Source organism: Tractidigestivibacter sp. (assembly GCF_050946515.1).
Classification (GTDB): Bacteria; Actinomycetota; Coriobacteriia; order Coriobacteriales; family Atopobiaceae; genus Tractidigestivibacter.
The window spans coordinates 119,734-141,149 of record NZ_JBMNUX010000004.1; the positions used below are offsets into that span (position 1 = coordinate 119,734).

Here is a 21,416-nt window from a genome sequence, read left to right on the forward strand (position 1 = left end):
CACGCAAACCGCAAGCGCGCGGCGGGCAGACTACGGGCGAAAGGTGTCCCGATGGAGTTTATTGCAACGTGCCCCAAGGGCTTTGAGCCTCTTCTGGCCGGAGAGCTCTCCTCGCTTCAGATTGGCGGCGTACGGCCGCTGAGGGGCCAAGTCTCGTTTTCTGGCGAGCTCCGCGATGCGTACCGCGTCTGCCTCTGGTCGCGGCTGGCGTCCAACGTCACGCTCGTCCTCTCGCGCATCGGCGCAAAAGACGCCGACGAGCTCTATGAGGGGCTATCGGCCATTTCCTGGGAAGACCACGTTCCCAGCGGCGCGACCATCGCCGTCCGCGCGCATGGGACAAACGCGAAGCTCAGAAACTCGCAGTTTCTGGCGCTGCACTCCAAGGACGCAATCGTCGACCGGCTCCACGCACGCCGAGGGGCGCGCCCCATGGTGGACCCGTCCTCCCCTGACGTAGGCGTCGTCGTGCGCCTCTCGCGCGAGAAGGCGCTCGTGGGCATCGACCTTTCTGGCGAGCCGCTCTTTCGCCGCGGCTACGAGAGCGGCACGCGCTCACGCGGAGAAGGGCGGCTGAGCGCTCGACGCCCCGACTACGCCGCGGCCATGCTCGACGCCGGCGGCTGGTATCGCTACGTTCGCCACGGCTCCCCCGTCCTCGTCGACACCTTCTGCGGCACCGGAAGCGTCGCGGTCGAGGCCGCAGGCGTGGCGCTTGACCGGGCGCCGGGGCTGCTCCGAACTCGCTGGGGCTTCTCGAAGTGGGCGCAAAACGACCCCAAGACCTGGGACGAGCTTGTCAAAGAGGCAAGCGAGCGAGCGCGGGCGTCTGCAGAGAAGGACTTCCAGCTGGTCATCTCAGACACGCGCCGCGGAGCGGTTGAGGCAACGAGAAAGGCGCTGCGCGCCTCGGGGCTTGACCTAGAGCCGCAGGAGAGCGCGCCCACCAAGCTTCCCGAGCTTGTGAGCGAGCTCGCAGACGCGCTGGTAGTCGCAGACGTCGCCTGGCCGGACGAGGACGCGCCGGCAGAGGAGGCCCGCGCCCTTTCCGTGCTGTCAGCCGTCAGCGAGAAAGTGGCGACCAAAGCGGGCTCGACCATCGTGACGCTTGGACCAGGAGACGTCACCGACGCGGCCACAGGCGGCGTGCCAGAGCAAACGATCGACGTGCTTCTCGGCAGGGACCAGGCGAGCATTCGCGCCTACGCGACAGAGAAGCTCCTCTCGGGGCATTCCTCAGTCACGGTCGGCGGCAAGGAGCTTCCCGTGCTCGTCCCGGCGTCCGACCAGTTTGCGGCGCGCCTTGCCAAGGTGGCCAAGGCGCGCGCGAAGTGGGCGGCGTCCGAGGACGTCAGCTGTTACCGCGTCTATGACGCCGACCTTCCCGACTACGCGGTCTCGATCGATCTCTACGTTGGCTCGCTCACTCGCGGCCGATGGCTTTCCATCTCTGAGTACGCGCCCCCGAAGGGCATCGACCGCAACCTTGCCCATCGGCGCCTCTTGGACGTGCTGACCATAGCGCCGCAGGTCATGGGCGTAGACCCCGCCAACGTGAGCCTGCGCGTGCGTCGTCGCGCCAAGGGAGGCTCGCAGTATGCCGAGGAGGGCAAGCGCCAGGCAAAGGGCAACGGATGGCGGCGACGGGGCCACGTCGAGCTGCCCGCCGGAGCGCACCTAGTGGACGAGGGCGGGCTCACCTTTGAGGTGAACTTCTCGCAGCGCCTTGACTGCGGCATCTTCCTCGACCACCGCGACACGCGCGCAATGATTAGAGAGATGATGAAGCAGACGCCGGGCGGAAGCTTCCTCAACCTGTTTGCCTACACGGGCACCGCAACCTGCTACGCGGCAGACGGCGGAGCAGGCCACACCACGACCGTCGACCTCTCGCGCCCCTCGCTCGAGTGGGCACGACGCAACATGGAGCGCAACGGATTTGATGGAGACGAGCACGAGTTCGTTCAGGCAGACATCTTGCGCTGGGTGAGCGAGCAGCGCCACGGCAAGCGCCGCTGGGACCTCGTCTTCTGCGACGCGCCGACGTTTTCCAACTCAAGCAGCATGCGCTCAAAGGGCTGGGACGTCCAGCGCGACCACGCCGAGCTGATCATTGACATCTCGCGCCTGCTCACGCGCGCGGGCCAGGCGATCTTCTCGTGCAACCTGCGCACGTTCAAGCCCGACCTCGAGACGCTCTCGCGCGCCGGCGTCGAGCTCGAGGACATCACCGCAAAGACGATTCCCGAGGACTTCGCGAGAAACCCGCGCATCCACCACTGCTACATCGTGACGCGCAAATAGGGAGCAGCGAGGCACCCGAAGCTGGACAAAGAGCGCCGGCCGACAGCCACAAGCTGCCAGCCGGCGCTCGCCAATGCGCTTGGGCGTTCTTGCGCCTTATGCGATTACACGTGCGCGAGGGCCTGCTCCACGTCGGCCACGAGGTCGTCCGTGCCCTCAAGGCCGCAGGAAAGGCGCACCGTAGAGGGGCTGATGCCCGCGGCGATGAGCTCCTCGTCGGTCATCTGGCGATGCGTGGAGCTTGCCGGGTGCAGGCAGCAGCTGCGCGCGTCGGCGACGTGGGTCTCGATGTTCACGAGCTCGAGCGCCTCCATGAAGCGAATTGCGCCCGCGCGGCCGCCAGCGACCTGGAAGCTCACGACGCCGCAGCTGCCATTGGGCAGGTACTTCTGGGCGAGCTCATAGTTGTCATCGCCAGGAAGGCTGGGGTAGGTTACCGCCTCGATCTTGTCGCTCGCCGCGAGCGCCTTTGCCACGGCAAGGCCGTTCTTGCAGTGCTGCGGCATGCGCACGTGCAGGCTCTCAAGGCCAAGGTTCAGGTAGAAGGCGTTCTGCGGGCTCTGGATTGAGCCAAAGTCGCGCATGAGCTGAGAGGTCGCCTTCGTGATGTAAGCGCCCGCCTGCCCGAACTTCTCTGCATAGACGATGCCGTGGTAGGACTCGTCGGGGGTCGTGAGACCAGGGAACTTGTCGGCATGCGCCATCCAGTCGAAGTTGCCGGAGTCCACGATGGCGCCGCCCACGCCCACGCCGTGGCCGTCCATGTACTTGGTGGTGGAGTGCGTCACGATGTCGGCGCCCCACTCGATGGGGCGGCAGTTCACAGGGGTCGGGAAGGTGTTGTCCACAATCAGCGGCACGCCATGAGCGTGCGCAGCCCTCGCGAACTTCTCGATGTCGAGCACCGCGAGGGCAGGGTTGGCAATCGTCTCGCCGAAGACGCACTTGGTGTTGGGCTTGAAGGCGGCGTCGAGCTCCTCGGGCGTGCACGTGGGCGAGACGAACGTGGTCTCGATGCCCATCTTGCGCAGCGTGTGGGCAAGCAGGTTGAAGGTGCCGCCGTAGATGGTGGAGCTGGCAACCACGTGACCGCCGTTCTCGCAAATGTTGAACACCGCGAAGAAGTTGGCTGCCTGGCCGGAGCTCGTGAGCATTCCGGCAGCACCGCCCTCAAGGTCGGCGATCTTTGCGGCAACCATGTCGTTGGTCGGGTTTTGCAGGCGCGTGTAGAAGTAGCCGGGCGCCTCGAGGTCGAAAAGCGCGCCCATCGCGTCTGACGAGTCGTACTTGAACGTCGTCGACTGGATGATGGGAATCTGGCGCGGCTCGCCGTTCTTGGGGGTATAGCCCGCTTGCACACAACGGGTGTCGATGCTCTTAGCCATGGTGGTGCTCCCCTCTGTCGGAGTTTCGGGCCAGGCGACCCGACCGATGCGCAACAACATTGGTGCTACTCTAGCGCACTCGCGCGCGGCAAAATGCCAGCATGGTCGCCAAATTGCCTTGGCGGCAACGCCGCAGAGCCCCTCCGCGACGCCGCCGCCAATCACTCTGCCAGCTGCTTTGCCAGCGATTTGCCAGCTCCGAGCCCTTCTAGCCCCCTAGCACCTCTCATAGAACGCGTGAAGGTCTGCATCCAGCGCTCCAAGCGTGGGCTCGTCCACGTAGGCCATATGCCCACAGCCGTAGCGAAGCCACGTGATGTTCTCCTTGATCTGAGGCGAGAGGAACTGGCAGCTCAGGTCGTGGACGACGTTCCAATAGGTAGTCGCCGCGTCAAAGCGACCGCCGACGACGGCGAGCTTGCAGGTAGGATTGCGACGGAGCGCGGTGGCAATGTCTCCCGACACGTCCGGGGCGCCGACCTTCTCGCCCGTCCCCGGAACCTCGTGGTCCCAGCCCCACTTGGTGCCCACGCGCTCGTAGTTCTCGGCGAGGTAGACAGTCGGACCATGGTAGCCCAGCTTGTCCGAGCAGAACGCCCGGAACGCGTTTGTCCAGTTGGCCTCGACCGCATCGTCGGCGGCGTCCTCGCCTCCGACCCAGTCAGCGCTCGACTGCATGGGCGAGGGCGCGTCTGAGCAGAAGCGCATGTCGAGCCTGCCACACACGCGGCCCTCATCGCGAAGCAGCTCGCGCCGGAACTGCGTGAGCTCCACGCGCAGGTGACGCTCGAGCAAGAAGTCGGCGGAAAGACCGATGTAGCTCGAGAGCTGCTCGGCAACGTCTCGCTCCTCCTCGGGGCTCATGCGGTCGCCCATAAGAAGCGCTGGCGCCAGAACGCGGTCAGCGAAGTCCATCGCGCGATCGAACCAGACGTTCTCGTCTACGCCCTTGCCCGCACGACCAAAGTACTGGGCCGCTGCTGCGTAGGTGGGCATCATGCCCAAGTAGTAGAGGTCGTTTCCGGGAAGCGTCTGGACCCAGTTCCAGATGGCGGACACCATCACGACGCCCGTAAGCTTGACCGCTCGCTCGCCCAGCACGCGCATCAGGACGGCGTTTCGCACCGTTCCGTACGACTCGCCCAGAAGGTAGATTGGGCTGGACCAGCGATGATTCTTCTCGAGCCAGTCCATGATGGCGCGCGCGAAGGCGTCAGCATCGCCATCCACCGAGAAGACCGACTTGGGGTCGCAATCGTCAGCAAGATACGACCAGCCGGTTCCCAACGCGTCCAAAAACACAAGGTCGGAGTCTTTGAGCAGCGTATGGGGGTTGTCGGCGACCTCGGCAGAGGACGAGAGGTGGTTGGTCCCGTCGGTCTTTACGCGCACGGGGCCAAAGCCGCCAAAGTTCACCGGCACCGACGCGCAGCCGGGACCACCGTTGTACGCGAAGGTCACCGGACGGGTAGCGTCTGCCGCGCCATCCTTGTCAACCGCCACATAAGAGAGCGAGAACATCTCTCCCTCAAGCTTGCCCGCATCATCCACCACGTCCAGGTGTGCCGCCGTGGCAACGTAGTCGATGGTCTTCTCGCCATCCGTCCAGCTAAGGCGTGCCGACGCAGGATCGGGCACTTGATGCAGACGGCTGGGCTCCACGCCCAGGTACGGCCTTTTTGCCGCAGGCGACTCGTTCCCCGCCTTAGTTGAAGCGGCGTTTTTCTCTTCGTCCTCCATGGCTGTTCTCTCCCTTTCATGCTGCTTACATAACCTCGTCTATTTTATGTTGCTGCAAGCATCATCCAAGTGGCGCGACGAAGCCGCGCGTACGTCTCACTATTGGACAGCAAGGCGTGGTAGTGTTGTGCAGTAAGGTCTCAACTATGGTGTTGGGAACTGTCTACATACATTCATGTGGGCAGAGTGCTATATTTGTCCGCTTGGTGTTGGATAATTTCAGACTACTGACGACTGTGTCTTCCATCGAATGGAGCATCATGGAGAGCATCGACAAGACCGGAGCCGCTCGGACCCCCAAGAGGAGGTCCAAGAACGCCGGTATCCCCCTGAGCGCCGGAATGATTCTCGTTACGCTTGGCGTTGTCTATGGTGACATCGGCACGAGCCCGATGTACACGCTCAAGGCAATCATGAGCGGCAACGGCGGCCTCGCCACCATGGAAGAAGATGTGGTCCTCGGCGCCCTGTCGCTGATCATTTGGACCCTTACGCTCATCACAACTGTGAAGTACGTCCTTATCGCCATGAAGGCGGACAACCACAACGAGGGCGGCATCTTTGCGCTCTACAGCCTGGTCAAGCGCTGCGGGAAATGGCTCATCATCCCCGCAATGGTCGGCGGAGCCGCGCTTCTCGCCGACGGCATTCTTACCCCCGCGGTGACCGTTACCACCGCAATCGAGGGCCTGCGCACCATTGACTTCTTCTATGCGATCATCGGCGAGAACCAGCACATCGTCGTCGGCATCACGATCATTATCCTGTGCTTCCTCTTCGCCCTGCAGAAGGCGGGCACCTCCAGGATCGGCAAGGCCTTCGGGCCGGTCATGACCGTGTGGTTCTTGTTCTTGGGCATCACTGGCATCATGAACATAGGCCTTGACCTCAACGTGTTCCGCGCGCTCAACCCCGTCCGCGGCATCACGTTTCTGTTCGACAACCGCCTGAATGCCGCCGGCCTGATGGTTCTGGGCAACGTCTTTCTGTGCACCACCGGCGCAGAGGCGCTCTACTCCGACATGGGCCATGTCGGCAAGGCCAACATCTACGTGTCTTGGCCGTTCGTGAAGGTCTGCCTCATCCTCAACTACCTGGGACAGGGCGCATGGATCATCGCAAATCGCGAGAGCACGGAGCTCGCCGCGGTCACCGACCTCAACCCGTTCTTCGAGATGCTGCCCGAACAGGTTCGTGTGTTTGCCGTCATCCTGTCTACCTTTGCGGCAATCATCGCCTCCCAGGCGCTCATCACGGGGTCGTACTCCATCGTGTCTGAGGCCATTCGCCTAGACCTCATGCCGCACATGAAGATCAACTACCCCTCTGAGACGCGCGGCCAGATCTACATTCCCCTGGTCAACAACATCATGTGGATTGGCTGCATCGGCGTTGTGCTGCTGTTCCAGAGCTCCGAGCACATGGAGGCTGCCTACGGCCTTGCCATTACGGTCACGATGCTCATGACCACAATACTGCTGTTCACGTACCTCTCGCGTATCCGCAGAAAGCCGGCGGCGGCCGTTGTCTTCGTGATCTTCTTCGGTGCCATTGAGTTCATGTTCTTCTTCTCGAGCCTCACTAAGTTCTTCCACGGCGGCTACGTCACCGTGCTTCTTGCCACGCTTCTGTTCTTTGTCATGTACATCTGGCGCCGCGGAACGGCCATCGAGCACACTCAGTCTGTCTATCTGCCGGTCGAGAAGTACCTGGACCAGCTCTCTGAGCTGAGCCACGACGAGTCCTACCCGCTTCTTGCGGACAACCTCGTCTTCCTGACCAACGACTCTTCGCTCGACAAGCTTGACCGTGACATTCTCTACTCGATTCTGGACAAGCGCCCCAAGCGCGCCAAGGCGTATTACTTCTTGAATGTCCAGGTGACCGACGAGCCTTACACGCACGAGTACATGGTCAACGACTTTGGCACCAACTTCGTCTTCAAGGTGCAGCTGCGATTGGGCTTCAAGGTGAACCAGCGAGTCAACACCTATCTCTACCAGATCGTCGCCGACCTCGTGGAGCACCATCAGCTGGCGCCGCAGGACCACAAGTACTCGATCTATCGCAAGCACAGCCAGGTGGGCGACTTCCGCTTCTGCCTGATTCGCAAGGTCCTCTCCCCCGAGACGGACATCTCTGGCGGCGACGCGCGCACCATTGAGGCCAAGTACTTCATCCGCCGGCTCTGCGGCTCTCCCGCGCGCTGGTACGGACTTGAGAACTCCACGATCATCTTCGAGTACGTGCCGCTGTTCTCCAAGGTCAAGCGTCAGCACAAGCTTACGCGCCTGCCGTTCAAGCCCTCTAACGCAACCGTCTCCGCAAGCGCGCCCACGCGCTCCATGAAGGTGGCGAGGGCCGCAGAGGTCGAGGAGGAGGACGAGGACATCTTCTCCGCCGCAATGTCCGAGGAGCGCGCCGAGAACGAAAGCGACGCCGAGAAGACACTCGTTGGTGGCGATACGGCAAGCTTCAAGCCGCTCCGCGTAGACGAAGCCGAGGACGAGACCGAAGACGAGGACTCCTCCGACGAGAGCAACGAGTAGCCGGTCCGCTTCCGCTGGCCCTTTTCCAAGTCCGGTTGGCTGACGAGAGACCCGAGTCGCAAGCACGCGCGGCTCGGGCCTCTCTTTTCTTGCCTATTTGACTTGCCGACGAGAGGACAGCGCGCTGGCGGCCAGCTCCGCACGAAAGGGCTGACGCGAGCCATACAACGGGACCAGAGACCCGCACGAAAGCCCGCAGCAGCCCCCTAAACGACGTGCCTCCGCAAAGCTCCGCGACCCCTGACGCCTGCGATAGTCGTGCGGAGCACCGCCTCTTCGTGCAACGCGCCGGCTCTTCATCGTGTGGGAGCAGCGCGGAATTGGCCACGCCTGTCGTGTGGGAGCTCATAAGGTTTCCGCAGGTCGCAAGCTGCGTCGTGCGGGATTGCGCGGTCATCGGCGCAGTTTGCTTCCATTGTGTGGGACTGCATAAAATGCCATTTTCCCTGTGCCATTTTTCTACCTGCAGATTTGCAAAGCCCCTTTGTCAGGCTCCCCGTCACGAGGGAGAATAGCCCCACACAATGGCTCGGCGTCCTTGGGGCTTCGCCGTGAACCACACAACGAGGATGCGGCTTCGAAGAAGCCCCTGGCAGACAGGTCGCCCGAAAAGGACCCCCACACTACAAGCGTGACCATTTCTTCGCTGACCCCACACAACGCTCCCCTGCCAGGTTGCGCGACTTCTGCGGCATCAGAGGTCGCGCAACATGGCAGAAGCGGCATCATAAGTCGCGCAACCTGGCAGAAGCAGCATCAGAGGTCGCGCAACCTGGCAGGCCCGAGCATCAGAGGTCGCAGAAGTTGGCAGCGGGGACGCGTGCAGGCTGTCATGTGGAGCTCATCGGGAGGCGCGGGAACGCAGAGGCGCCAAGTGGGTAGAAGTCTCAGAGCATACAGACGAAGGTCGTTGGCAGGATTGCCTCCGGACAAGGCGACTGCCATATTGGGAAAGATGAAGACGCTCATGAGGGAGGCGCGAACATGGACCCGACATACGACGAGAAGATCGCACACGACCGGCTGATAAGAGCCGCGATTCGCTGCGGAATGCCTCAGGAATTCGGCGAGGCGCTCGCTATCTATTTGGGTTCGGCCAATGCCATGGAACGCATGGCGACCTACCTCGTAGAAGTCAGGCCATCCACGTTCGAGGAGGCAGCTGACGAGGCCGTCGCTCTCGTCGAGCAGCGCGACCTCTGGGTTGAGCGCAAGAAGAGCGAGTATTACAACGCCAAGCTCACGGAGTTCTACAACCGCCCCCGCGACGACGATGAAGGCGACTACGAAAGCGAAGACGGCGGCTTCGGCGAAGGAGCCTACGGCCATTACGAAAACATCGACGATGACAACCATTAGTCGCTAGCCAAACGAGAAGGGCACGCCGCCAATCGACGCGCCCTTCGTTGTCTGCTGCTTCTATTGCGTGTCCCTAGCGTTGCCTAGCCCTCGACGCCTTCGCCCGTCGCGGTGCCCTCGGGCTCGGCACCCTTCTCGCCTGCGGGCTCTTCTGCAGCGCTTTCACCCTCCTCGGACTCGCTTGCGCTCCCATAGCGCTCGTCCATGGGCACGTAGTCGTGCATATCGATCGCCGGGTGGTATGCGGGTCGAATGATGCGACCAGCCGAGTAGAGCTCCTCCATGCGGTGCGCGGTCCAACCGGCAAGGCGTGCCATCGCGAAGATGGGCGTGTACATGTCGCGCGGCAGGCCGAGCATCGAGTACACGAATCCGGTGTAGAGGTCGATGTTCGCGCAGATGGGCTTCTTGATGCCGCGCACGTCACGCATGAGCTGCGGTCCCAGTCGCTCGACACGCTCGATAAGGTCGAGCTTGTCCTCGGTGCCCTTCTTTTCTGCAAGCTTGCGAGCGTACCGCTTGACCAGCTGCGCACGCGGGTCGCTCAGCGTGTAGACAGCATGGCCCAATCCGTAGATGAGGCCGGCGCCGTCGAATGCCTCGCCGTTCAGAATCTTGGTGAGGTAGTCCGCAACCTCGTCGTCGCTCGACCAGTCCTTCACGTGAGCGGCAATGTCATCGATCATCTCGCCGCTCTTGTAGTTTGCTCCACCGTGCTTTGGCCCCTTGAGCGAGCCGATTGCCGCCGCATACGTTGAGTAGGCGTCTGTCCCGGAAGACGAAAGGACGCGCGTGGTGAACGCGGAGTTGTTGCCGCCGCCATGCTCGGCATGAAGCATCAGCATGACGTCGAGCATCATTGCCTCGTCGTGGGTGAAGCCATCATCGCCGCGCAGCACGTCGAGCACCGTCTCTGCCATCGAATAGCCCTCGCGAACGGGCGGCACGACGAGCTTCTCGTCGTTTTGCGCAGCAATGTCCGCCTCGTGCGCCACAGCAGCCGTGCGCGGCCAGCGGCCAAGCAGGGAGAGCGCCACGTCGACCTCGTGCTCAGGAGAAGTGTCGTCGGGGTTAGGGTCGAAGGCGTACAGCAGCAGCGTCGCACGCTGCATGACGTTCATGATGGAGTGGCTGTAGTTGGTGCGCGGGAAGATCGAAAGGTAGCTCTCGGGGAGCTGCTTTCTCGAATCGATGCGCGCGCAGAAGTCGTCCAGCTCGGCTTGCGTCGGCAGATGACCAGAAATCAGCAGGTAGGCGACTTCCTCGTAGCCGAAACGGTCGGCCGCCTGCGCGCCATTCACAAGGTCGGCAACGTGATACCCACGATAGATCAGGTCGCCCTCGTCGGGAATAACCTTGCCGTTTTCCTTCTTGTAGCCATGGACGCTGCCGACGGTGGTAAGGCCAACGATGACGCCCGAGCCGTCAGCGTTGCGCAGGCCACGCTTGACGTCGTAGCGGCGGTAGAGCTCGGCGTTGTTCTCGATCTCGTCAGCGACCTCATAGCCTTTGTAAAGACCATCGGAGACAGGCGGCCTGCCAAGACCCACGGAAGGCATGGGATAGGCATCAGCCACGTGGGTCATAGCCGAGGTGTCAAGCGAAGTCAGAATGGGGCCGAAGACCTCTTTGTTGCGACGATTGAACATAGCCATGACAAACCTGCTTTCTTCCAAGTCGCGGCGTCCATGCGGCGTCAGGAATCTGCGCCGGGACGTCACGAGATTGTCTTGCGCGCTACAAGCGATACATGAACTTGAAGACCTCTTCGCGCTGGATGGTGATCTGAACGCCCAAGCGCTCCGACAGCTGGTCGAGCGACGACTTCAGCGTCGCAAAGTCAACCGTGGAATCTGAAAGGTCAACGAGCATGGTCATCGTGAAGATGCCCTGCAAGATGGTCTGAGAGATGTCGAGAATGTTTGCCGAGCAGTCAGAGAGCGTGCCAGCGACGGCGGCGACGATGCCCGCCCTGTCGGCTCCAAGCACGGTGATGATTGCGCGATCTTTGTTTTCCTCGTCTGCCATGTGCATGTCCTCCGAAATCGGCCCGAACATCCCGACATACTGCAATGCTCGAATTGTACCCAAGGACTGGCGGTTTACCCCTCGTCCGAGCATACGGTGACCAAGTGGCAACACTGAGAGGTCATTGGTGCAAAAACAGAAACGCCGCCCGCTCGTATGTGGAGAAGGGCGACGCTCAGTAGAATCAGCAATCACTGTCTATGAAATGCTAGTTATTCTCGACCTGCTCCTGTGCAAGGCGATCCTCGAAGAGTGCCTTGACGTCTTCTGGCGTAGAGTCAAGCGCCACGGCAAGCTCTTGCAGAGAGCGAGCAGACGCCTGCTTAAGAATGCGGTCATACACGACGGGCGGCTTCTTGTTTCTGGCCTTGACCTCTGCGATGCGAACGCGGAAGGTCTTCACGATGCGGACCAAATCCTGGCAGCTGCCGTTACGAATCTCGCGCTTGAAGTGCTCCTCCTCAAGATTGGCGCTGCGCTCAGGGCACTCCTCGATCTCCATCGTGGGATACTCGTCGATAATTGCGCGGGCCTCATCTGCAGAAAGCACTGGGCGAAGGCGATTCTCGCTTGCGACAGGAAAGCTGATGCGCATGGGATGACGCTCGCCGATGGGCATGAGCTGATAGGTGGCCGTTGGACCCGACGTCACATCTTCAACGCGACAAACACCCTGACCTGGATGAACGACGTACTCCCCAACTTGATACATAGCTATCTGCTCCTTTCACATGCTAAGAGTATAGCACGAAAAAGGATTATTTTGTACCGTTTGCGGTATTCCTATTGCGTTCTGCTCGTATTGTTCTATCTTTATGACTTTTGGTTTTAATCAACCATTGAGATTGACGTGATAGTGGGCTGCTTATCCGCAGGTAGGATGCCGTTTGAATCTCCGTATGAGGAGGTGGCATCCACGATTGCATCGACCACGTCAATGCCATCCGTCACGTTGCCAAACGCAGCGTACGAACCGTTCAGCGATGTATCTTCCTTCTGCATGATGAAGAACTGGGAGCTTGCCGAGTCGTAGTCGGATGAGCGCGCCATAGAGATTGTTCCGCGCACGTGAGAAATGGTGTTCTTGACGCCGTTGTCGCTGAACTCTCCTTTGATCTTCTGGTCGGAGCCGCCCGTGCCATCGCCGTTGGGGTCGCCACCTTGGATCATGAAGTCGGAGACCACACGATGGAAGGTCAAGCCATCGTAGAAGCCCTCATTGGCAAGATTGGCAAAGTTTGACACCGTGATGGGAGCCATATTGGCGTTGAGCGCCACGGTCATGGTGCCATAGTCCTGAACCTCGATGGTGGCGTGATGTACGCCCGTGGAATAGGGATCGTCGGAAGAGGTGGTCGTGATGACACCGGAGTCGCTCGAGGAGTCCGACGACGCGTCGCCCGAGTCGCCTGAGCTGCCCTCAGAGCTTGAAGAGCCCTCTCCTTCTGAGGAGCACGCCCCAAGCACAAGCGCGCCTGCTGCTGCCAGCGCGCCCAGAAAGCCCCTTCTCGTGAGCTGCGAGCCCACTCGCTGCCTTGGCGAGGCGATTCTTGCATCCCCGTCCTGAATCTGGTGAAGCATGTGAAAGTCCCTCCGGACGATTGTCACGACCAGTCGGCTCGCATCTTTCCGCTAAGCCATGGGCCAAGTCGGCATGACGCTACTCAGAGCAGCAACTGACGACCCACGAAAGCAGGTTGTCCACCGGAGCTCCGCTGCTCTCGGCAAGCACGTGCCCCTGACCCCAGACCGACTCGTAGGAAACGTCTGAGACGCCGCTGTAGTGCTTGAGGGCAAGCATCAGGTTAGCGGAGGTGCACAGCGAGACCTCGCTGTCAAAGGCGCCTTCGTTGATGCGCCAGTGTGGCGCCACCGCAGAGGTGCCATAGCCGCTATAGGTGCCACTCAAGTAGTAGAGCGGGTTGAACATGTCGACGCGAGCAGGGATGTCGTTGTTCTGCGAGTCGACCTTCTCGAGGTCGTCTGACCATGCCGTGGCGTAGGACTCGTCCCAGCCTTCGAGCGCCGCATACGTCTCGGCGTTAGTCTCGACGTTTTCGCCGACGCGCTGGTTAAAGTGAAGCGTGCTCTCCTCGCCAATGCCAAAGAGCTGGTTTGCCTTGCTCGACCGGTCAAGCGAGTCGTAGGCGGGCACCGAGAACGTGGCCGGGCGCAGATAGGTCACAAAGTCGCGGAGGCTAGAGATAGTGACCGTCTGACGGCTGACGTTGTAGTTGATCCACCAGTGGTCAGAGTTCAGCGCCGAGAAGTAGTTCTGCACCGTGTCGAAGATCGTTGACTGAACCTGCGAGGTGCCCGTAGGAAGGGCCGTGCTCTCCGTGGATTCGTCCGTGGTCTCTGACGTGGCGGTGGTGTCCGTGGTTCCGGTGCCGTCTGCGGTCTCGCTGCCAGCCTCGGCAGTGGCATCGCCCGAGGTGGCTTCCGTCGAGGCGGCGCTGTTCTTTGCCGCCGCGACAGCGGCGTCGGTCGCGCGCGTTGTGGCAAGGTTGGGGTCGCCAGGGAAGCTGGGCTCCTCAAGGTACTGCGGCGTATAGGTGTATGGGAACGTTGTGCTAGCCACAAAGTTGCTTGCGGAGTCGTCCAGGATGGACAGAAGCTCGTTCACATACGAGCCGAGCGAGTAGACGCTGCCCTCGGTCTCGTCGAGTGTCAGCTGGCTGTCGTCTTCGGCGCGCAGGTCGGCAGAGTTCACGTATGCGGCATAGTCGGAAGCAAGCGACTGAGAGAGCGTCTGGGTCCAGCTTCCGTCAGTGCGGTTTCCGGTAGTGGAATACTGACCCATCATCCATTCGTAGGAAAGGTCGGCCATGTCATAGGAGGTCTGCGGGCACCATGAGGCGCTGCCAAAGACAGCGTCGGAGAGGGTCGTTCCATTGGCGTCGTAGTCTGCTGCGCCAATGGACTCGAGGTAGGGCTTGTACTCCTCGGCATCGCCCGTCGAGCCCATGACCGCGCTCAGGCCGCCTCCTGCAGCAAAGCCGAACACGAAGATGCGCGAGGTGTCGCACGGCAGCGAGTCTGAGTTGTAGCGCAAGTAGCGGATGGCCGCCTTGAGGTCAACAGCCGGCCATGGAGAGCCGCCAGGATAGAGCTCGTCGGTGCCTGATGACGAGTCATAGCCAGCACTCCTGCCGCGAAAGCCCGAATAGACGTAGATGCAGCCGGCATTGAGGTAGGTGTCAAGCCCGTCATAGCCGTATTTGGTGGGGCTTGCCTGAGGCGTGAGCGTGCCGGTATTGATGGGCATCAGGATGGGAGCCGTAGCGGGAGTGAAGTTGCCAACGACGCCCTTGTCGTTGATCGTGCAGGTATACTTGCTGCCGTTCTTCTCGCCCTTAAAGAAAGCGCCGGGGACAAAGATTGCGAGCGACTCGTACGCGGTAGTCGCCGGTTCCAAGCAGTAGGTAAGGCCAAGCTGGTAGTAGACGTCGTTGTCCTCGTCATACTGCCATGAGGACATATCTATCGCCAGGTCCTTGTATTTCGTCAGGTCAACGGAGGTGTCAGCGCTCTGCTGATCGGAGGAGGCATCCGAAGAAGAGGTGTCTTGCGTCTGGGCGCTCGGCGTGGAGCACGCTGCAAGGCCAACCGTAGCGGCGCTCGCAGACACCAACGAGAGGAATTCTCTTCTTGTCCAGCTCATCTTGTTCTCCCAAACCTCGAAGTGCTACGTCCAGTCCTTGTGGCGAAGTCCTTACGGCGCGACAAACTACGCGAGAAGCGCGCCCTTCTCCCTCGCGCTTCACCGTTCGCATTACTCCTTGGCGTCATTGTACCCATCCTTGCGACGGTCCTCTCCCCAGAAGCAGCAGGAGAGCATGCCGGGGCCAACATGGCAGCCGATGGTGGGACCGATGTGGGAGCGATAGACCTTGAGGTCGTGCTCGGCGGGCTTGAGCATGCGCACAAGCGAGTCGGCGTCGGCATCGCAGTCGGCGTCCCCTACGGCCACCACGGGGCCGCAGACGTCAGTCCTGTGGTTATTCTCGTAGAACTCGGCCATCTTGCGCATGGCCTTGCGGCGACCGCGCGCCATGCCGATGATCGCCAACGAGCCATCCAGCTTGAAGGTAAGCAGGGGCTTGACGTCGAGAAGCCCGCCCACGACTGCCGCGGACTTTGGGATGCGTCCGCCGCGGTGAAGACAGTCGAGGTTGTCGACCATGAAGATGGTATGCGCGTGGAAGCGAGCGTCTTCAGCCCACTTGACCAGCTCTTCGGCGGTAAGCCCCTCGTCGCGCTTCTTTACGGCGGCGTGGATAAAGAGGTTCTGGGTGGTTGAGCCAATCAGGCAGTCAACGACATAGATGGGCGTAGGGAGTGTGCCACCGTGCTTCTCCTTCACGCGGTCGAGCGCCGTCACGGCCCCGTTATACGCGCCGGAGATGCCGCTTGAGAGCGTGAACATGACCGTCGGGACGCCCGTCTTGATCGCGCCCTCGTATGCCTCTTCATAGGCAAGCTGCGACGGCTGCGAAGTCATGGGACAGGCTCCATCCAGAATCGCCTGATAGAACTCATGGGCAGAGCGCGTCTGAAAAAGGTCGTCCGTGCCCTTGAAGCCACCATCTGGCTTTGAGGTCTCGATATACGTAAAGGGCAGGTACTTGATTCCCGCCTCGTCGATATCCGCCTGGCTGAAGTCGCAGCAGGAATCGGTGAGGATGTTGCACTTGGCTGCCATAGGGTCCCCTCGCTTCAAATCGATTGCTGGGTAGTATTGTAAGCGTAACGGCAAGGCCGGCTGCACCTCGGTGACCGTGGCCACGATAAACGGAGAGCTTCTTGGACAGGGGGCGCCATGTTTGGGTGGGGACGCAAGAAGACGGATGGCGATGAGGCGCCAAAGAGAAAGCCACTGGACGAAAACTCGCGCCGAGTGCATGTGCGCTTTGTTGGCGAGGTCCAAGGAGTGGGCTTTCGGTGGACGTCTCGGCAGATTGCCGCTGGACTTGGATTGACGGGCTGGGTGAAAAACGAGAGCGACGGGAGCGTCACGCTCGAGCTGCAGGGGAACAGCGAAGACGTCGCGGCGTTTTTCACGAAGCTCGTCCAAAGCTATCAGCGCTACCCCATCCACTACACGATTGACTCAAAGGAGGACATCCCGCTTGACCCAAGCGAGAATGACTTCTCCGTGCAGTTCTACTAGCGTGTGGCGCCGGGAGCAGAAGGCAGTCGCGCATGGCACGGATAAGGGGTCGCGGGATTTCTCTTGACGCCGTCGCTGCGTCTGGTCAGGTCTTTACCTGGAGGCGCGACGGGGACGGGTGGCTTGTGTCAAGCGGACAGCGGCGCTGCCGCATGGAGCAGCAGGGCCGCATGATTTGCATCACCGGGACAAGCGGCGAGGAACCCTTCGCACGCGAGATACGTTTTTGGCGTCACTACCTTGCGCTAGATGTGGACTACCGGAAGATTCTCGACGAGCTGGCAATGCCGCCAGAGGTCGTCGAGAGCAGCCAAGGCATCCGCGTGCTTGCGCAAGATTGGTGGGACACGGCGGTCAGCTTCGTCATCTCGCAGAACTCCAACATCACGCGGATTCAGCGAACCATGGACGCGCTTATGGACGCAAGCTGCGGCATGGTGCCGCGACCGGAAAAGCTTCGCGCCCTTCTTGCGGATGACGCCTTCGCCGAGGGGCTTCGGCTGGGATATCGACGACCCTACCTCGAGGCGCTTGCCGAGCTTGCCGCTGAAGGCTGGGAGCCCATGCGCGTACGGCATCGAAATGTGACGCTCGAGCAGAGCATGGAGGAACTTGAGGAGCTGCCAGGGGTGGGACCCAAAGTTGCAAGCTGCATTTGCCTCTATGGACTGGGATATCTCGAAGCCGTTCCCCACGACACGTGGATCAAGCGAGCAGAGCGCGAATACCAGATTGCGTGGCATCCCCGCTGGGGCGGGATTCAACAACAGTACGTGTTCGCCTGGATTCGCGGGCAGGGCCGATAGGACCGTGGACCAGCAGCTGGGTCCAGACCGTAGCGCTGGCGCTGTCGCCGGACCCCACACGACTGCGCCGTAGCCCCGCACAATGAGCTCTGCCAAGTTCTGCGACTTTTGCGGCATCAAAACTCGCGCAACTTGGCAGCTGAGCATCAGAAGTCGCGCAACCTGGCAAATACGAGCATCAGAAGTCGCAGAAGTTGTCAGAGCCCAGCATCAGAAGTCGCAGAACTTGCCAGCCGATAAGGCCCTGGCTCTCAGAAGTGCACATTCGTCGATTCCTGAGCTTTTCCCATCGGCGGCGAATCCGTGCACTACTTTTGGCTCTACCGCGTGCACTACCAGACCCCACAAAACAAAAGCAGGTCAGCGAACATAGCCGCTGACCTGCTGTTCTTCTGGTGGCGGGGAAGGGAGTCGAACCCCTGACACGGGGATTTTCAGTCCCCTGCTCTACCAACTGAGCTACCCAGCCGAAATGCCTGCTCAAGCAAGCGAAGGTAACTATACCAGACTGCGAGCGAACGTCAACGGTTTTTCTCAACCGATTTTAAAATCAACCACAACTTCTCTCAAAACATGCGCTCGTCAGAAAAGAGGAGCACCCCCGCAGGACCAAAGCCCTACGGAGGTGCCCCTCCCCCGAGTCTGGAATAGCAATATTCTAATCTTTCATCGAAGCAACTATAGAATCAGCAAGCTCCTGAAGCTGCTCCAAATTCTCCTCGCTCACAGCGGAGGTAACGTGCACCTTCGGATCGAGGACGGTCATGTTCTTCATGGTTCCGATTTTCTGCTCAAGAAGCTGACCAGCCATTGGCGCCCATGACCCATTGTAGATTACGCCAACAGTACGATTGCACAGAGCGTGGGCGCACAGGTCCTCGAGAAGTTCGCGCATGCTGTCGAAAATGCCCATGTTGTACGTAGAAGAAGCAAAGACAAGGTTCGAGCAGCGGAAGGACTGCGAGACCAGCTCGGAAACCGTGGTCTTCGACGCATCATAGACGCGCACGTCACGGACGCCAGCATCGGCAAGCTTGCGAGCAAGAATTTCGGCAGCGTTTGCAGTGTGCCCATAGATGGAGCCGTAGAAAATTGCGACTGCCTTGTCCTCGGGCGTATAGGTTGCCCACTTGGTATAGAGGTCCAAAATCACGCCAAGGTCTTTGCGCCAAACATGTCCATGCAGCGGACAGATGGTCTGGATATCTAGCTTGGAGGCCTTGCCCAGAAGCATCTTCGTCTGCAGGCCATACTTGCCCACGATGTTGGTGTAATAGCGGCGAGCCTCGTCCTTCCAATCGCGCTCCCAGTCAACCTCGTCAGCAAAGATGTTCCCGCCTAGAGCACCGAACTCTCCAAAAGCGTCCGCAGAGAAGAGGACTTTGGAGTAGGAATCGTAGCTCACGATGACCTCGGGCCAGTGAACCATAGGCGCCTGCACGAAGTTCAGCATGTGCTTGCCGAGCTCAAGGGTGTCGCCCTCTTTGACCTCAATCGTGCGATCAGCGATATCGAAGTGAAAGAACTGATTCATGATTTCGAAGGCCTTGGCAGAGGCAACGACCTTCATCTGGGGATAGCGGGCGGTAAGCGTTGGGATGATGGCGGAGGCGTGATCGGGCTCCATGTGCTGCACCACCAGGTAATCGAGAGAGCGGCCTGCGAGCACGTGGTCGAGGTTCTCGACAAATTGGGGCATGACAGCCTCATCAACGCCATCCATGAGGCAAGTCTTCTCGTCCATGATGAGGTAGTTGTCATAGGACATTCCATTAGGCACTGGATAGGTGTTCTCAAAGAGCTCGATGCGACGGTCGTTGGCCCCAAGCCACCAAGTGTCCTCAGCTACCTTGCAAACGTTGTACATTGCTCTCCCTTCATCCGCCATCCAAGCGGAGCAACGAGCGCGAGCCATCGGCTAGCTCGTGATTTGCGAATACACCAGCATCATATTCGATTAGAGAGCTAGTGGACGCGAAAGCTAGAAAGCGCCACCTCCTCCACCGCCTCCCCAGCTTCCGCCGCCTCCGTCGGAAAATCCTCCGCCAGAGCCTCCGCCGCTGCTTAACGACGAGCCGGCCAGAGCTCCGGTAGATACGCTATGAGCCTTGTAGACGGCATCGCCAAAAATTTTTGCCGGGACCACGCGAGGACCCATGTAGTACCAGCTGTAGACCGGATAAAGATAAGGGTCTTCCAGAATCTCGGGCATGGCCACTCTAAGCTGCTTGATGACCTCGTCGGCAACGCCTAAGGAAACGGCCATCACCAGCAGACGATTCCAAAGGACAACGTCCTGGGGCACCGCCTCATCAAGGCGCGTGAACTCCTTGAGCCATCGCTTCAGGGAGACGAGCTTTGCGCGGGTTTCAACCCCCTCCTCGTTGATATCAACCAGCTTGAGCATTAACACAACGCAAATGACGCCTGCGGCGAGACTGCCCAGCGCCAAGAGCCAGTAAGGGGCATCGAGCTCGTTGGAAATGATAAAGACGATATAGGCAACGGCCGCGATAATTGATGCAACGGAGCAAATGGCCGCAGCATAACGATGGGCGCCCTTGGGAGAGCTGCCCTCCTGAAAGCGGGTTGCGCATTCGTTTTCGACCGTATCGGTCCATGCCTTGTATGCGTCGTCATACTCCTGCGGAAAGTCCTTTGCGTACATCTCAATGCACGACATGTAGAGCGTTTTGTCGTCAAGCTCATCGGCGGTCTCAACGCCCGGATCTCCCGCCTCATAGGGTTTGAGCGCATGCTTCGCGAGATGGTCAAAGAGGAAGGTTATCGTTGCGTCGTCTATTCGCCATGCCGAAAGAGCTTCGGGCGACATAGCAGTCGTTGGAGAGTCAAGACCCTTCAGAAGCGTTAGGCGATAGTCGGTCTTTGTCCTTCCTCGCTTTCTCCTGCGCCAATAGACCTGTACCTGGTCGAGCTTCACGACGCCCATTTCAGAAAGTCGCATCAGCGAGGCGGTGAGCTGCCTGGGATCCACGTTGAGGTCATCCTCAAGGCATCCAAGCACCGCAGGATGATCGAAGCTCGGCACGTCTCGGAAATACTTGTCGTCAAAGTGCGGGGTCTGGTTGCGCCTGTAGACGATCATCGTCCTGATGGAGAGGAACAGCGTCGCCGCGAGAAGGGCGAGGCAGATTCCCGTTGCTCCAAAGACCATGGCCCGAGCCTTCATCCGCTCCTGATTTGCTTCGTCGGCGTTGGCCTGCTCCTCAGAGACAATCGAGCTTAGCTTGTTGCCCTGCGTCACCTCGGCCTCCGAAAGCCAGTCTTCGGGAAAGGTCACGCGAACCGCGGCGTACTCGTCTGTCCCGACTCCAGGCACGGAGCAAACGATGTCATTTCCCGAAAACGACACCGTAGCGTCAAGGGGTCCATGCCCCCATGCCTTGACGTTATCGCCAGCGATCACGCTCTCCCCTGCAGCCACGGGCAGATGAACCGTGCAGGTGATGTTTTCTGACTCTTGGTCCCAGCCCTCCGAAACGAAGGTCCAGTACAGCTCTCCGGTGTCAGACCATCGCACCGCAACGTTTGTCGCGACGTAGGAGACCTGGAACTGCACCGTTTCATCTGAATGCGGAGAATAGAGCTTCAGCTCGAGGTACGAGCTGTACTCATCGACCGTATAGGTTCCGTCCTCGCCACTATCCGACTCCGTGAATCTTTCCAGCTGACCATCAGATCCGATGAGGCCACAGCTCTCAATAGTCACGTCCACGGGCTTGCCGGACGAGGAATTTTCCCCCAAAGGAATCTTCCAGTAAACGCCGTGGTAATCTCCCTCGAAGTCAAACGTGCGCGTCTCAACGACAGAGAGCGAGCCGTCGGCATTCACCGTGGCGTCAATGTCCGTTTGGGTCATGTAGTAGTCATCTGCATAGGCGAAGCTAAACCGTCCTAGCAAGAGGACGAACGTTGTAGCAAAGACCACCAACAAGGCAAAGAGAGCGTGGCGGCGCGCTCTCTGTCTCATGCTCACTTGTTCCATACCAAACCTCCTGACGGACAGGAAGGCGCAAGCGGTTCGGGAGGCGCAAGCGCCCTAAGGACAAAC

At 60.3% G+C, this 21,416-nt stretch carries 15 protein-coding genes and 1 tRNA gene; 5 read left to right on the forward strand and 11 right to left on the reverse strand.

Going from position 1 to position 21,416, the window contains the following annotated elements:
• The first annotated feature begins 51 nt into the window (after nucleotides 1-51).
• Nucleotides 52-2,304, forward strand: coding sequence for a bifunctional 23S rRNA (guanine(2069)-N(7))-methyltransferase RlmK/23S rRNA (guanine(2445)-N(2))-methyltransferase RlmL (gene rlmKL, locus ACOYJL_RS03865; protein WP_433568900.1), 2,253 nt, complete (start codon nucleotides 52-54; stop codon nucleotides 2,302-2,304).
• A gap of 104 nt (nucleotides 2,305-2,408) precedes the next feature.
• Here rlmKL and ACOYJL_RS03870 read toward each other — a convergent pair whose 3' ends face one another.
• Both ACOYJL_RS03870 and ACOYJL_RS03875 read right to left on the reverse strand, forming a co-directional pair.
• Nucleotides 2,409-3,689, reverse strand: a complete 1,281-nt coding sequence (locus ACOYJL_RS03870; RefSeq protein WP_433568901.1) for an O-acetylhomoserine aminocarboxypropyltransferase/cysteine synthase family protein — start codon at nucleotides 3,687-3,689, stop codon at nucleotides 2,409-2,411.
• 216 nt (nucleotides 3,690-3,905) lie between these two features.
• Nucleotides 3,906-5,429 carry a S10 family peptidase gene (locus ACOYJL_RS03875; RefSeq protein WP_433568902.1) on the reverse strand — a complete coding sequence of 508 codons (1,524 nt, stop codon included), beginning with the start codon at nucleotides 5,427-5,429 and terminating at the stop codon, nucleotides 3,906-3,908.
• Nucleotides 5,430-5,689: 260 nt separating this feature from the next.
• Here ACOYJL_RS03875 and ACOYJL_RS03880 point away from each other — a divergent pair, with 260 nt between their 5' ends.
• Entirely contained in the window at nucleotides 5,690-7,978 is a 2,289-nt protein-coding gene (locus ACOYJL_RS03880; protein ID WP_433568903.1) for a KUP/HAK/KT family potassium transporter, read from the forward strand.
• Nucleotides 7,979-8,962: 984 nt separating this feature from the next.
• Nucleotides 8,963-9,337 (forward strand): hypothetical protein, encoded by a 375-nt coding sequence (locus tag ACOYJL_RS03885; RefSeq protein ID WP_433568904.1) that lies wholly within the window; start codon nucleotides 8,963-8,965, stop codon nucleotides 9,335-9,337.
• A gap of 83 nt (nucleotides 9,338-9,420) precedes the next feature.
• Here ACOYJL_RS03885 and ACOYJL_RS03890 read toward each other — a convergent pair whose 3' ends face one another.
• The 6 genes from ACOYJL_RS03890 to ACOYJL_RS03915 all read right to left on the reverse strand — a co-directional run bounded on the left by ACOYJL_RS03890 (nucleotide 9,421) and on the right by ACOYJL_RS03915 (nucleotide 16,070).
• Entirely contained in the window at nucleotides 9,421-10,992 is a 1,572-nt protein-coding gene (locus ACOYJL_RS03890) for a citrate synthase (protein ID WP_433568905.1), read from the reverse strand.
• An 82-nt stretch (nucleotides 10,993-11,074) separates the two neighbouring features.
• Complete coding sequence (locus ACOYJL_RS03895; protein WP_433568955.1) at nucleotides 11,075-11,371, reverse strand: ACT domain-containing protein; 297 nt, start codon at nucleotides 11,369-11,371, stop codon at nucleotides 11,075-11,077.
• Nucleotides 11,372-11,573: 202 nt separating this feature from the next.
• On the reverse strand, nucleotides 11,574-12,077 hold the full coding sequence (locus ACOYJL_RS03900; RefSeq protein WP_433568906.1) for a CarD family transcriptional regulator: 504 nt from the start codon (nucleotides 12,075-12,077) through the stop codon (nucleotides 11,574-11,576).
• 116 nt (nucleotides 12,078-12,193) lie between these two features.
• Nucleotides 12,194-12,946: a peptidylprolyl isomerase gene (locus ACOYJL_RS03905; RefSeq protein ID WP_433568907.1), complete on the reverse strand. Its 753-nt coding sequence runs from the start codon at nucleotides 12,944-12,946 to the stop codon at nucleotides 12,194-12,196.
• Between the two features lie 79 nt (nucleotides 12,947-13,025).
• On the reverse strand, nucleotides 13,026-15,029 hold the full coding sequence (locus tag ACOYJL_RS03910; protein ID WP_433568908.1) for a subtype A tannase: 2,004 nt from the start codon (nucleotides 15,027-15,029) through the stop codon (nucleotides 13,026-13,028).
• 111 nt (nucleotides 15,030-15,140) lie between these two features.
• Entirely contained in the window at nucleotides 15,141-16,070 is a 930-nt protein-coding gene (locus tag ACOYJL_RS03915; RefSeq protein ID WP_433568909.1) for a DegV family protein, read from the reverse strand.
• A 117-nt stretch (nucleotides 16,071-16,187) separates the two neighbouring features.
• On the opposite strand from ACOYJL_RS03915, the gene ACOYJL_RS03920 reads away from it, so the two are divergent.
• Both ACOYJL_RS03920 and ACOYJL_RS03925 read left to right on the forward strand, forming a co-directional pair.
• Nucleotides 16,188-16,538 carry an acylphosphatase gene (locus tag ACOYJL_RS03920; protein WP_433568910.1) on the forward strand — a complete coding sequence of 117 codons (351 nt, stop codon included), beginning with the start codon at nucleotides 16,188-16,190 and terminating at the stop codon, nucleotides 16,536-16,538.
• A gap of 32 nt (nucleotides 16,539-16,570) precedes the next feature.
• Complete coding sequence (locus tag ACOYJL_RS03925; protein ID WP_433568911.1) at nucleotides 16,571-17,344, forward strand: DNA glycosylase; 774 nt, start codon at nucleotides 16,571-16,573, stop codon at nucleotides 17,342-17,344.
• Nucleotides 17,345-17,737: 393 nt separating this feature from the next.
• Here ACOYJL_RS03925 and ACOYJL_RS03930 read toward each other — a convergent pair.
• The 3 genes from ACOYJL_RS03930 to ACOYJL_RS03940 all read right to left on the reverse strand — a co-directional run bounded on the left by ACOYJL_RS03930 (nucleotide 17,738) and on the right by ACOYJL_RS03940 (nucleotide 21,335).
• Nucleotides 17,738-17,813 (reverse strand) — tRNA-Phe (locus ACOYJL_RS03930).
• A 189-nt stretch (nucleotides 17,814-18,002) separates the two neighbouring features.
• A complete protein-coding gene (locus ACOYJL_RS03935; RefSeq protein ID WP_433568912.1) occupies nucleotides 18,003-19,211 on the reverse strand; it encodes an FprA family A-type flavoprotein in 1,209 nt (402 codons plus the stop codon).
• A 114-nt stretch (nucleotides 19,212-19,325) separates the two neighbouring features.
• Nucleotides 19,326-21,335 carry a DUF2207 domain-containing protein gene (locus ACOYJL_RS03940; protein ID WP_433568913.1) on the reverse strand — a complete coding sequence of 670 codons (2,010 nt, stop codon included), beginning with the start codon at nucleotides 21,333-21,335 and terminating at the stop codon, nucleotides 19,326-19,328.
• Nucleotides 21,336-21,416: the final 81 nt, after the last annotated feature.